The organism is Streptomyces sp. NPDC002698 (assembly GCF_042888945.1).
Taxonomy (GTDB): Bacteria; Actinomycetota; Actinomycetes; order Streptomycetales; family Streptomycetaceae; genus Streptomyces.
Genome location: NZ_JBIAQM010000004.1, coordinates 199,622 through 211,635 on the forward strand (window position 1 = coordinate 199,622; position 12,014 = coordinate 211,635).

Below are 12,014 nucleotides of genomic sequence, written 5' to 3' on the forward strand. Positions count from 1 at the left end.
GACAGTGGTGGATCGCCCGCATTCGGTATCCCCGACAAGCAGGGGTCGTGCCGCTGACAGCCCGGCAAGGTCTGGTATGAAGACACCCGCCAAGATGTCCTCGCTCTCCGGTTTGCTGCCCCTCTATTTCCCGCGCGCTCTGGCCGGTCTCGACGACCGCCTCCGGGCTCACTGGCTCGTACGCGGCGCCGGTCCCAGGGACATCACCGTGGTCCGGCGCCCCTCGCTGCCCAAGGCGGGCCTGCTGATGTTCGAGCTGCGGCACGGCGCGGAGAGCCTGGTGATCAAACACCCCAGGGACGAGGCCGCCGCCGCCGTCACGGCGCGGGAGCGGGAGGTCCTGCTGGAACTCGCCGCCGACGGCCGGCTCGCCCCATGGCGCGCTCTCCTGCCCCAGGTCGTCGGCTCGCCCGGGCCCGAGGGGACCTTTGCCCAGACCGCGCTCCCGGGCGTCCCGGCGGAGCGGCTGATCCTGGACACCTGCGGGGACCCGTACGCCGCCATGGCGCCCGCCATGCGGCTGCTGGCGGACATACGGTCCGCCACCGGGCGTCCCCGCGAGGCGGCCGACCGGGCCTCCGATTGGTGCGCATCGCAGCTGACGGCTCTGTCCGCCGGAATGCCCCGCTACCGGTCCGGCCGGCGAGCGGCCGAATTCGAGGCCCTGCGCCACCGGCTGGACGCGGCCCTGACCGGTGCCGTGCTGACAGAGGGCTGGACCCACGGCGACTACCACCCCGGCAACGTGCTGCTCGGCCGTGTCCCCCTCCAGGTGACCGGTGTCTTCGACTGGAGCAGCGGCCGTGCCGACGGGCCGTGCGAGATCGACGCCTACTCCTTCGTCCTGGCCCTGCGCGGCACCCTCACCGGCCGCCCGCTGGGTGGCCTGGTCGCCGAGACGCTGCGCTCCGGCCGGATCCCGGACGCCGACCGGGCCCTGCTCGCGCTGGCCGGGCTGGACCCGGACGACGGTGTCGCCGATCCGGTGGCGATTCCCCTGCTGAGCTGGCTGTGGCATGTGGTGAACAACGTCTGCAAGTCGCCGAGGTTCGGCCACAGCTACGGGTGGCTCACCCACACGGTCGCACCCGTGCTCGACGAATGCGCGCGTTGGGCCCGTGCCCGCCCATGACATCGCGGGGCGCGGTGCTCGGTGTGCTCATGCTGCTGCTGGTGGCATGCGGTGCCTGCGGTTCCCCGCCCGGAACGGCGGTCCCCCGGCCCGTGGTGCCCGGTGACTGGCGACTGGTCTTCCACGACGACTTCGACGGACCGCGTCTCGACAAGGGCCGCTGGACCACGTGCTACGACTGGAACGAGCGCGGCTGCACCATCAGCACCAACAACGAACTGGAGTGGTACCAGCCCGGTCAGGCCACCGTGAGCGGAGGGAAACTGACCCTCAGCGCCCAGCGCCGGGCCGTCCGAGGCAGCGACGGAAAGGTCTACCCCTGGGTGTCCGGCATGATTTCCACCGGCCGGGACGACTGGTACGCCCAGCCGCGGAAGACCTTCACCTACGGCTACTTCGAGGCGGCGGTCCGTATCCCGGAACAGGGCGGGATGGCACCGGAGTTCTGGATGATGCCCGCGAACCGCTACACCCCGCCCGAGGTCGACATCATGGAGTTCCTCGGCACCACGCGCAGGCTGTCGATGTTCGTGCACTGGAGGAACGCCGAGGGCGCCGAGAGGAAGGAACGGGGGACCTTCACCGCGTCCGGTTTCCCCGACGGCTACCACCTCTTCGGGCTGCTCTGGGAGAAGGACAGACTCGTCTGGTACGTCGACGGGGTCGAACGGTTCCGGGTGACAGCCCCCGAGCGCATTCCCCACGTGCCCATGGAAGTCATCCTGAACCTGGCCGTCGGCCTCCCCTACACCCCGCCGCCGGGCACCGACTCGGCGCGCATGCTCGTGGACTGGGTTCGGGTCTGGCAGCGTTGACGGGCCGTCAGTGGTCCCCGCGTTCGTGGTCTTCGGCCGACGGCCGGGTCAGGCGGGTATCGCCCGGTAGGGCAGCCCGGTCATCGCTCTCGCCCGGCGGTAGGCGCGCCAGCCCCTGGTCCGCAGTCCCTCGGCGAACGGTGCCACGGGTGCCCCCTCGCCGCCGGTCCAGAGCGCGAAGCGGTTGCGGCCGGTGTCGGCCCGGACCATGAGCCGGGCGAACCGCAGCGGGTCGTCCCCTTCCGAACTGAAGGCGGAGTCCGCGCGGATGGCGGCGGCCGAGGTCCAGCCGGCCTCCCGCACCACCGCGCGAACGGCGCGGCTGGAATAGCCGTGTGGGTAGGCGAAGGCGTCGACACGGTGCCCGAGCGTGTCCTCGATCCGCTGCTTGCACCCGGTCACCTCCTCCCGCACCGATGTCCGGGGCAGCGTGTCCAGTTGCGGATGCGTCACGGAGTGTCCGCCGATCTCGACCCCGGCCGCGTCCAGCTCCCTGACCCGGGTCCAGTCGAGCGTCGCCACGGACGGAAACGGCCCGCCGCCCGACGGCCGGCCGTCGGCGCCCAGGGCGCCCGTGGTCACGTACAGGGTCGAGGGAAGTCCCCGTGCGGCGAGCAGTGGAGCCACCGTGGAGGCGAAGTCCGCGTATCCGTCGTCGAAGGTCAGTACCGCGGACCGAGGTGGCACCGGAGGACCGCCGAGCAGGGCGGCGACCAGCCGCCGCAACGGGACGACGCGCAGGCCGCTGTCGGCGATCATGTCCAGGTGCTCCGCGAACGTGCGGGGACTCACCGTGAACGGGGCCAGCCATGGCGGTGAGTCGTCCGACACCGCGTGATAGAGGAAGACGGGTACGACGCTCATGACGGGGCCGTCGTCGGCGGCCTCGCCACTCCGCTGCGCCGTCGGGAGAGGGCCGGGGAGCCCAACGGCCGGACCGATCCGACGAGGTAACCGGCGACGGTCGCGCACACACCCCCGGACAGCGCCCCGATCGTGCGCAGCGCGCCGGGTCGCCGGATCCGGGTCACGTTGCGGGCGAGGGCCCGCGAGATGGTCGACCGCACGTACACGCGCTCGTTGGCCAGGGCCGGCCCGCGGCCGCAGCGCCGTGCCACCAGCGCCTTGGACAGTCCTTCGACGTAGCAGCGGTTGCGGAAGTAGGACCAGCTGGTACGGGACTCGGGGACCCGGTGCCGTATCTCGGCGGCCGGCTCGTACAGCAGGACGGCCTCCGGGTCGCGGGCGGCGAGCCGCAGACACAGGTCCGTCTCGTCGCAGCTCGCCGCCGGATGGCTGCCCACGCGTCCGAGGGCGTCGAGAAAGCCGCCGACGGCGAGCAGTTCGCCTCTGCGGAAGGACATGTTGGCGCCGATGAAGTTGCGGACGCGGGCGGCCTGCCGGGGCTGTCCCCGGTAGGAGCAGCCCACCACCCAGTCGAATTCAGGGGGGAACCACACGGGGCGCGCGGTCGCCCACCACGGCCGGACGAACCCGCCGACGCCCACCACGCGGGGGTCGCGGTAGGGCGCCAGCAGCCGGCCCGTCCATCCCGGTTCCGCGGTGGCGTCGTCGTCGAGGAAGGCGACCACGTCGGTCCGCGACACCGACACTCCGGTGTTGCGGCCCCCCGACAGACCGCGGCGCCGCTGGTTGGGCACCACATGGACGCCGGACAGTTCGCGTTCGGCGCGCTCCAGGAGGGCCTGGTTGTGGTCGACCACCAGCACGACCTCGTCGGCGGGCGGGTCCTGGACCAGCACCGACCCGATCGCGGCCCGCAGATCCTCCCAACGGTCGAGGGTGTAGGCGCAGATGACGACCGACAGGGTGGGGACGGTGCGCTCGGTGGAGAGTGCGCTGTTCATGATGATCCTTCAGTGACGGGGACGAGCCAGCGGGACCAGGACACGAGCAGGAACGCGGCGATCACGCATTGCGCGACGAGCCAGGCGAGACCCGCGCCCGCGACGCCGAACTCCGGCAGCAGCAGCCGGGTGAGCCCGAGCACCAGGACGCACATCGCCACCTGCAGCCACACCGCCCAGTGCAGACGCCGTCGCGCCCGGGCCACGTCGATGGCCACGCTCAGCACCAGGTTCGGCAGCGCGGACAGGGCCAGCAGCCGCAGCAGCGTGGTTCCTTCGGCGGCGTACGAGGCACCGAAGACCGACAGGATCTGCGGGGCCGCGGCGACCAGGACGACCGTGACGCCGCCCAGCAGCAGACCCGAGTGACGCAGGACGCGCAGGGAGTGCCTCACGAGTCGTTCGGGCCCGCGCACGGACTCCGCGAGCAGTGACGTTCCCATGTTGCGGGCGATCAGGTAGGGCACGTACGCGACGCCCCAGGCGACCGAGTAGAAGGCGCTCGCCTCGGCACCGCAGGTGTTCAGCACGATGAGCGGGACCAGGGTGTAGCCGGCGACCCGGAACAGGGAGCCGGCCCAGTCGGCCGCGGCGTACCCGAGCATGCGCGGCGGTGGCGGCGCGGTCGTCGTCGCCCGCTCGTGCCGGGGAATGCCTCTGCGCATCAGGACGTAGTTGGCCACGACCAGCGACACCACGAGAGCTCCCGCCCAGGACAGCAGTATCCCGGAGAAGAGGCCCAGAGCGGCGGCCAGAGCGAGCAGCAGTATCTTCACGACGGCGAATATCAGGTTCTCGCCCACGACCCAGCCCGGCATGCGGACCGCGGTCAGCGCGCCGTCCTGCAGGACGAATACGGCGTAGCCGGCGGTCGCCACCACGAAACAGGTCGCGGTGACCGGCGTCAGCAGGAAGCCGAGCTCCGGTTCGACCACCGGCACCAGCGCGAGGAACACCACGGCCACCACCACGCTGAAGGACGTGCTCGCCGCGTAGCAGGTGAGGACCAGACGGCGGGAACGGCGGCCGGCGGTCGGCACGAACCGCACCAGGAAGTCGTTCAGGTTGAGCTGGCCGATGCCCGTGAGCAGGAGGGACGCCATGAGTGCCGAGTAGCCCAGGCCCACGGTCCGCTCGTCGTACCAGTGTGTCGCGAAGGTCCAGAAGAAGAAGCCGAGGCCCGCGTTGACGAGGGAACTGACCGCGAGGACGTGCCCCGTGCGCAGGACGGGCTCACCCGGGAGCACGGCGGCGACACCGGCGCGCAGCATGTCCAGGGGCCGTCGTCGCGTACCGGCGCCTCCTGCTGCCGAGTCGGTCACCCGGCTGGTGTCCAAGCCGCTCACCTCGTCATCGGGTTCCGGCGCCGGCGCCGGTGAGGCGTCCGTGGAGATAGCCGCAGGGGCCGTAGAGCATCCCCCGCACCTCGAGAAGCGCCAGGTGCCGGGACCAGCCGGCCTCGGGGTCGGCGCCGCGGTCGCGTGATCGGGTCACGGCGTGGCGGATGCCGCGGGGCAGCCGTCGGAGCAGGGCGGGCAGCCGGCGCGGGTCGCTCAGCAGCGCGCCGGTGAGATAGGCGCCGAGGCCGGCGCCGTAACCGAAGGCCTGTGCGGCCACGGCGTCCATCGTGCGGCGATGACAGTGCCAGACGACGGCGTTCGGCTGGTAGGCGAGTGTGTGACCGGCCGTCAGGACCTCGAAGAAGGCGAGCAGGTCGTCACCGCCCCGGCCGGGGGTCCCGGCACCGGTCGCCGTGTCGAAGCCGCCCAGGGCGCGGAGCGCGGTGGTGCGGAACGCCATGTTCGCGCCCGAGCCGAAGCGTCCGGCGGTGAACGGGAACAGCGGGTCCGCCGGCGGATCGGACAGGGACCAGGTGCGCGGCACGTACCCTTTCGCGAATCCGCCCTGCCGTTCGAGGGCGGTCTGGGCCCGGGTCTCCAGTTCGGCGGGCACGATCAGTCCGGTGACACAGCCGATCCGTGTGTCGTGTGCGAACGTCTCGGCCAGCGCCGAAAGCCATCCGGGGTCGACGAGCGTGTCGTCGTCGGTGAAGGCGACGACGGATCCGCGCGCCCGGCCGAGCCCGAGGTTGTGGGCGCGGGCCAGCCCGGCGACGGGTTCGCGGACGTAGTGGACCCGTCCGGCGAACTCCGAGCGGACCAGGACTTCGGTCGTGTCGTCCGCCGGGGCGTTGTCGACCACGATGATCTCGAACTCGGGATAGGCCGAGCGCAGCAGCGAGTGCAGGCAGTGCCGCAGCTTCTCCGGACGGTCACGCGTGGCCACGACGACGCTGATGACCGGTGTCTGCCGGAGTGCGTGGTGCCGGACGCCGCCGTCCGCGGGTCCGGTCCGGTCCATGGCGCGGTGCCGGGCGAGCTGCCCGGCCAGTTCCAGGCGGGCGGTGTCGGCCAGCGCCCGCCACAGGCTCTCGGGCCCCGAGGCGTCCGCGGCGCTGACCATGCCCAGGGGACGGCCGTGCAGGCGTACGAGCGCCCGGGCCGCTCCTCGTGGTCGGGCGGGCCCCCGGTCACCGGGCAGCCGGAACTCGCCCGGACGGGCCAGGTCGATGTCGACCACCGGCATCGGGGGCCGGATGAGAGGGGAGCGGACGAGAGGGGAGCGGACCGGGGCGGAACTCACGATGCGCTCCGCGCGGGTCGCGCGGCGGAGGACCGGGCGCCCGGCCGTTCCGAGAACAGGGTGCGCAGCACCCGGCGCCCGTCGGATATGGCGTGGAGGTTCGAGCAGCCGCTGCGCCGGGGCAGTTCCAGGCTCGGGACCTCGGCGATGCGCAGGCCGGAGCGCAGCGCGTGCACGATCATCTCGGCCTCGATCTCGAAACCGGCGGCGTGCAGGTCCAGCTGGTCGAGGAAGCTGCGCCGGAAGGCGCAGAAGCCGTAGCACAGATCGGTCAGGCAGGCGTCGTACAGCCGGTTGGCGGCGAGCAGGAGCACCTGGTTGCCCATCTTGCGGATGGGGGTGATGTCGAGCGAACCACCGCCGGCGACGAACCTCGAGCCCTTGACGAAGTCGTAGCCGTGGTCGAGGAAGTGCACGAAGTGGGGGATCTCCGCCGGTGACATGCTGCCGTCGGCGTCCATCATCACCACGTAGTCCCCCTTGGCCTCGAGGAAGCCGGTGCGCAGCGCGTTTCCCTTGCCGGGGCCGTTCTGCCGCACGTTGCGGACGGTCGGCAGGCAGTGCTGTGCCATCGGGACGGTGGCGTCGGTGGAGTTGCCGTCGACGAGGATGACCTCGTCCACACACGCCGGGATCTGTTCGAAGACCCATGCGATGTTGCGCGCCTCGTTGAGGGCGGGGACGACCAGGCTGACGGTGGCCTGTGCCCCGGCTTCACGCTCGTTACCGGTGATCGTGTCGTTGTACATGATCATGCATCTCCGAGTGCGCCCATACGGCATATGTTTACGACGTATATCTACACCTTCACCCGATTTGTGAGCGACGTCAAGCGAGCGGAGGAGTTCTCCGGGCGACTCGGATCGACCCAGGCCGGGCGGGCCGGGGCGGAGACGGTGTTCCGGGCGGGCGGGGCCGCCGCGAAGCCCTCACCTGGACCGCGGCGGCACCTCGGCGAGGCGGCCGCGGCTTCTCACCCGGGGGCCGGCGGCCCGGATCGGCCGCTGTCGGCCGTCGGCGGGTCCGGGGCCGGGGCGCCCCGCGGCCTCCGGCGCCGGGCTCCGCCGGGCCGTGGCAGCAGGGCCAGGACGGAGGTGACGGCGGCGAGTGCGAGCAGCGCCCGGGTGACGGTGAACGCGCCACCGAGGAACAGGGGCTCCGCGACGAGCACCGCCATCGACAGGCTGAGGACCAGGGCCAGGACGCCCGTCTCCAGAACCGCGGTGCGGTCCGTGAGGCGCCGGACGCCCGACCGGGCCCACCGCGAGGCCGCCAGGCCGGGACAGACGAGCAGGAACGCCGTCGTCACCGTGGCACGCAGGACCAGGACGTCCGGCAGGAAGGTGACCACGGCCAGGGTCACCCAGCCGGACAGCGCGAGCCCCCAGCGCGGGGGGGTCATGGCCCGGCTCGGTTCCTCGCGCCCTGATACCGGTAGACCACCGCGTCCTTGCTCCGGTAGACGGGGATGTAGTCCGGGGTCTTCGACAGAGCGGAGTCCAGGCGCTGCACCGTACCGCCGGGCAGGATGCCCCTCTGGTAGAGGTCGGCGGCCTGAGCCCGGCTCAGGATGATGTAGGCGGGCTGTTGCGGGCTGGCCCGCTGGATGAATCCCTCCAGGCCGTTCACCGGATCGTTCACCAGGCGCCGCCGGTCGCTGATGTCCTGCTCGTCCAACTGCACCTGGGGGTTCTCGTCGTACCGCAGGTACAGGCCGGGCACGGCCGACGTCAGGGAGACGACGGTGGACCCGGGCGGGGCGGTGGCCGCGACGAAGCGGCCGGCCGCCACCTCGTCCTTCGTGAAGTAGTTCGCCGACTCCTTGCCGTAGTAGCCGAACATGAGTCCCCCGAGCAGGGCGAGCATCAGCGGACAGGCGGCCAGCATCTGAACGCGCGGGCGTCTGCTCCGCTCGAGAAGGAGGACGGCGATCAGGAGCGAGGCCGCGGGCAGGGCGAAGAGGTAGGCGCGAAAGATCATCTCTCCGCCGTAGGCGTTCGCCACCAGCAGCGGCAGCGGAGCCACGACGAGCAGCGGCAGGCCGGTACGGCGGACCCAGCGATGGGTCACGAAGGCGACGGCCGCCAGAACGAAGACCGCGGCGGACAGGCCCCGGTCGACCCAGGACACCACGATCTGACCCGGGGCCGCGGCGCCGAGGGCGGCCAGCCCGGAGACGACGTTGGTGTCGGGTTTCAGCAGGGAGTTCAGGAAGTCGCCCAGGTTCTCCGAGAGGTAGGGGCGGGCGACGGTGGCGTCCCAGACCACGGCCAGCACCACGGTGCCGGCCAGGACGGGCAGGACGACCCGCCGGTTGCGCCGCGGGAGCGACAGCGCCACCAGCGCGCTGATCAGCATGAGCGGTGTCAGCGGGTGTGAGGAGATGATGACGGCCGCGATCACCATGACCGCCACGAAGCGGCCGACGGGCCATCGGCCCGCGCGTGTGTCGCCCGTCCGGTACAGCGTCGAGGTGGGCAACTGCCCCATGACCAGGGCGATCATCGTCACGAAGAGCAGGAACACGAAGGCCTGGGGGGCGAAGTAGTCCTGCCCCACCCAGGAGCACGAGTAGTAGACCCATGCCGCCCCCCAGATCAGCCGGCGGTCACGCGTCACCGTCCGGAAGAACAGCAGCAGAGGAGCGAGCAGCACGGCGTTGAACACGGGCGGGGTCCACGTCGCGTAGCCGAGCGCCGAATGCAGACCGGTGGCCTGCAGGAAGAACGCGTTGAGGTCGAAGAATCCGGGCCACTGGTTGTAGATGGCGAGCTTGTCCGCGTGGGGCACCTCGCCGTGGTGGCGGATCACCGCGTCGACGACCGCCACGTGTTTCCACGCCCAGCTGTAGCGCAGTGTCGGGTAGAGCAGTGTGGGGGTCGCGTGGATGACCGCGATCAGCCCCAGGACGTATCCCGCGAACCATCCACCGCCGGTTCGCCGGCCGGTCAGTGCCAGGCAGAAGCCGAGGGTGAGCAGGACGACGGCGACCCAGAAGAGCACGGGCAGCACCTGCAGCAGACCGTAGTCGCGCATTCCGGCGAGATCCACATGGCGCAGGGACAGCAGCCAGAGGGCCAGGGCCGAGGGAAGGATCAGGCGTGTCGCCCACTGGAGCGCCGTGGTCCGGTCGGAGGGGCGCCGTTCCCCGGCGGCGGCACCGGGCCGCCGGGCCACGGCGTTGGTGAAGGACGCCACGCGCCCGCTTGTCAGCGTCTGGAGCTTGCCCATGAAGGGGTCTCCCGGGGAACCCGTGTTCCCGCGACGGCTCTCAAGACGCGGAACGCCGGCTCCTCGAAGGGGCCGGCCGTCCTCCCATCGCGGCGGGCAGGGGCGTTGACTCGACGCATGTGGCACCTTCCGGATCCGGCCTGTCGGTCTCCTGCCCCGGCACGACGGCCGTGGGCGACACGGCCGTCGACTCCCGCCGGTCGGTCCACATCAGCGCTGGATGCCGACCGGAAAGAGGTATCAATACCGATTGTGACGGTAATTCCGATTGCTGCAAGTGGCGGTTCGCGGCGGTCACGCGCGGCGCGCGTCGAAACGGTCCCCGGACAGAGAGCGGAGAAGCCACAAGTGAGAGGCGTACGACCGGGGCCGGGACGCCGTCCGGCGAGACGGCTCCTCGCGTGGGCGGCCGTGATGGCGACGCTCCTGACGACAACGGGCTGTGACGGTTCACCGGCTCGAACCGGGCTTCCCCGGCCGGACCACATCGTCGTGGTGATCGAGGCGGACCAGTCGTACGACGCCGTCATCGGAAACCCGGAGGCCCCGTACCTCAACCAACTGGCCCGGCAGGGCGCCTCGCTCACCGAGTTCTACGCCCTCACCCACCCCGGTCAGCCCAATTACCTGGCGCTCTTCGCGGGCTCCTTCCTGGGGGTCGACGACGACTCCTGCCCGCACAGGCTCACGTCGCGGAATCTCGGCACTCAACTCCTCCAGTCCGGCATGACCTTCGTCGGCTACGCACAGAGCATGCCGCGCGTCGGGTTCACCGGCTGCGCCGCCGGCGCCTACGTGCGCCGGCACAACCCGTGGGTGAACTTCACCAACCTTCCCGCGTCGGTCAACCGCCCGTGGACCGACTTCCCTCGCGACTTCACGGATCTGCCGACGGTCTCGTTCGTCGTCCCGGACCTCGAACACAACATGCACGACGGCGATGTACGGCGGGCGGACACCTGGCTGCGGGACAATCTCGGCGGCTACGCGGACTGGGCGATGACCCACAACAGCCTGCTGGTCGTCACCTGGGACGAGGACGATTCGAAGGGACCCAACCATGTCCCCACCGTCCTGGTGGGTGAGCATGTCCGGCCGGGCGACCACGCCCAGCCGAACAATCAGTTCGGACTGCTGCGCATGATGCTGGACGCGTACGGCCTCAAACCCCTCCACCACAGCGACGACGTGGAACCCGTCGACGTGGGGTGACCACGGGGAGGAGACCTCAGGGGTCCTGAAAGCGGATCAGGCGTTTGACGGCCGCGCGCAGCCGGCGATCGGCCGCCGAGACGGGAAGCCGTTCCCGGAGGAGGCGCGGGGAGGGGAAGCTCTCCGCTCCGAACCCCGCCTTGAACTCGGCGAGGGAGGACCCCGGGGCGGACTCACCCATGTCGAACGTCCGGCAGGCCGCCTCGCACGCGTCCTCGATCGCCAGCCGGTAGAGCAGGGGGACGGCGCGCACCGGATGGGCCAGTTCCCGGTCCATGGCGCTGCGCCACATCTTGGCGTGACCGCCGTGACGCAGGACGACGCACGCCCCGGCGGGCTCACCGGCGCGCCAGGCCATCCAGATCGCGCACCCGTCACCGAGCCGGGCGGCCACCTCTTCCAGCCGGCCCAGGGGGAACTCCCGCGTTCTGCGCCAGCGGGCCAACGCCAGCGGCTCGTGCTGCTGTTCGGCCCAGCGCGCGATCGATTTCCGGTACAGGTGGTAGAAGGCGGGAACGAGCCGGCCGCTACGGTCCACCTCGACGTCGACGTCCGAGCGCTCGGCCCGGCGGATCTCCCGTCGCACACGACGCCCGAAGCGCTGCTCCCAGACGGTGCCGAAGCCGCCGTCGAGGTTCACCATCTGCGTCATGTGGGGATCGAGGCCGAAGCCGGTCGCGGCGCTCGCCCATACGGCCTGGTCCGCCGGCCGCAGCCGCACGCCGACCCGGAGCGCGCGCAGCCGCGCGAGGTCGGCGAAGACCGCGCGTGCCTCCGCCGGACTCACGCTTTCCGGGCACACCGGCCCTCCTATGCCCCATTGGGCGGGCCAGGACTCCTCGGTGCCCAGGATCCGCGGGCGGTGCCTTCTGGCGACCAGGGGGAGTACGAGCCTCCGGCCTCGCTCGAACTCGTAGAGGCGGCTCGCGTCCCGGTACGGTCCTGTGGCGCACAGGCAGTCCAGCCAGAGCGGGGTCTGACTGGGGTTGGTGTCCGGATCCTTGCCCGCCAGCTCCCACCAGACGGCACGTGGAGCCGGTGTGGTGACGTGCGCGAGACCGGCCGGAGGGTCGATCAGGAGCTCAGCAGGTGCGTTCACGGGCCTCTCCCGCC

The 12,014-nt window shown here is 71.4% G+C and carries 11 protein-coding genes; 3 read left to right on the plus strand and 8 right to left on the minus strand.

What is annotated here, in order from left to right; all coding sequences use genetic code 11:
- Positions 1-76: 76 nt before the first annotated feature.
- A complete protein-coding gene (locus ACFYW9_RS08030; protein WP_389146239.1) occupies positions 77-1,132 on the plus strand; it encodes an aminoglycoside phosphotransferase family protein in 1,056 nt (351 codons plus the stop codon).
- Complete coding sequence (locus tag ACFYW9_RS08035; protein WP_389146242.1) at positions 1,129-1,947, plus strand: family 16 glycosylhydrolase; 819 nt, start codon at positions 1,129-1,131, stop codon at positions 1,945-1,947. Before ACFYW9_RS08030 ends, ACFYW9_RS08035 begins: the two co-directional genes overlap by 4 nt.
- Before the next feature lie 48 nt (positions 1,948-1,995).
- On the opposite strand, the gene ACFYW9_RS08040 is transcribed toward ACFYW9_RS08035, so the two are convergent.
- The 7 genes from ACFYW9_RS08040 to ACFYW9_RS08070 all read right to left on the minus strand — a co-directional run bounded on the left by ACFYW9_RS08040 (position 1,996) and on the right by ACFYW9_RS08070 (position 9,689).
- Positions 1,996-2,811 (minus strand): polysaccharide deacetylase family protein, encoded by an 816-nt coding sequence (locus tag ACFYW9_RS08040; protein ID WP_389146245.1) that lies wholly within the window; start codon positions 2,809-2,811, stop codon positions 1,996-1,998.
- A complete protein-coding gene (locus ACFYW9_RS08045) occupies positions 2,808-3,815 on the minus strand; it encodes a glycosyltransferase family 2 protein (RefSeq protein ID WP_389146248.1) in 1,008 nt (335 codons plus the stop codon). Before ACFYW9_RS08045 ends, ACFYW9_RS08040 begins: the two co-directional genes overlap by 4 nt.
- Positions 3,812-5,152: a lipopolysaccharide biosynthesis protein gene (locus ACFYW9_RS08050; RefSeq protein ID WP_389146251.1), complete on the minus strand. Its 1,341-nt coding sequence runs from the start codon at positions 5,150-5,152 to the stop codon at positions 3,812-3,814. The genes ACFYW9_RS08045 and ACFYW9_RS08050 overlap by 4 nt, the downstream gene beginning before the upstream one ends.
- A 13-nt stretch (positions 5,153-5,165) precedes the next feature.
- Positions 5,166-6,458, minus strand: coding sequence for a glycosyltransferase (locus ACFYW9_RS08055; protein ID WP_389146254.1), 1,293 nt, complete (start codon positions 6,456-6,458; stop codon positions 5,166-5,168).
- Positions 6,455-7,213 (minus strand): glycosyltransferase family 2 protein, encoded by a 759-nt coding sequence (locus tag ACFYW9_RS08060; protein ID WP_326789208.1) that lies wholly within the window; start codon positions 7,211-7,213, stop codon positions 6,455-6,457. The genes ACFYW9_RS08055 and ACFYW9_RS08060 overlap by 4 nt, the downstream gene beginning before the upstream one ends.
- A 218-nt stretch (positions 7,214-7,431) precedes the next feature.
- On the minus strand, positions 7,432-7,860 hold the full coding sequence (locus ACFYW9_RS08065; RefSeq protein ID WP_389146258.1) for a hypothetical protein: 429 nt from the start codon (positions 7,858-7,860) through the stop codon (positions 7,432-7,434).
- Positions 7,857-9,689 carry a glycosyltransferase gene (locus tag ACFYW9_RS08070; protein ID WP_389146261.1) on the minus strand — a complete coding sequence of 611 codons (1,833 nt, stop codon included), beginning with the start codon at positions 9,687-9,689 and terminating at the stop codon, positions 7,857-7,859. Before ACFYW9_RS08070 ends, ACFYW9_RS08065 begins: the two co-directional genes overlap by 4 nt.
- A gap of 492 nt (positions 9,690-10,181) precedes the next feature.
- On the opposite strand from ACFYW9_RS08070, the gene ACFYW9_RS08075 reads away from it, so the two are divergent.
- Positions 10,182-10,901 (plus strand): alkaline phosphatase family protein, encoded by a 720-nt coding sequence (locus ACFYW9_RS08075; RefSeq protein ID WP_389146264.1) that lies wholly within the window; start codon positions 10,182-10,184, stop codon positions 10,899-10,901.
- Positions 10,902-10,917: 16 nt separating this feature from the next.
- On the opposite strand, the gene ACFYW9_RS08080 is transcribed toward ACFYW9_RS08075, so the two are convergent.
- Positions 10,918-12,000, minus strand: coding sequence for a GNAT family N-acetyltransferase (locus ACFYW9_RS08080; RefSeq protein ID WP_389146267.1), 1,083 nt, complete (start codon positions 11,998-12,000; stop codon positions 10,918-10,920).
- Between the last annotated feature and the right edge of the window lie 14 nt (positions 12,001-12,014).

Bases quoted from the DNA above. Each gene is read 5' to 3' on its own strand.
- ACFYW9_RS08030 (WP_389146239.1), top strand. From the start codon at position 77: ATGAAGACACCCGCCAAGATGTCCTCGCTCTCCGGTTTGCTGCCCCTC.
- ACFYW9_RS08035 (WP_389146242.1), top strand. From the start codon at position 1,129: ATGACATCGCGGGGCGCGGTGCTCGGTGTGCTCATGCTGCTGCTGGTG.
- ACFYW9_RS08040 (WP_389146245.1), bottom strand. From the start codon at position 2,811: ATGAGCGTCGTACCCGTCTTCCTCTATCACGCGGTGTCGGACGACTCA.
- ACFYW9_RS08045 (WP_389146248.1), bottom strand. From the start codon at position 3,815: ATGAACAGCGCACTCTCCACCGAGCGCACCGTCCCCACCCTGTCGGTC.
- ACFYW9_RS08060 (WP_326789208.1), bottom strand. From the start codon at position 7,213: ATGATCATGTACAACGACACGATCACCGGTAACGAGCGTGAAGCCGGG.
- ACFYW9_RS08065 (WP_389146258.1), bottom strand. From the start codon at position 7,860: ATGACCCCCCCGCGCTGGGGGCTCGCGCTGTCCGGCTGGGTGACCCTG.
- ACFYW9_RS08070 (WP_389146261.1), bottom strand. From the start codon at position 9,689: ATGGGCAAGCTCCAGACGCTGACAAGCGGGCGCGTGGCGTCCTTCACC.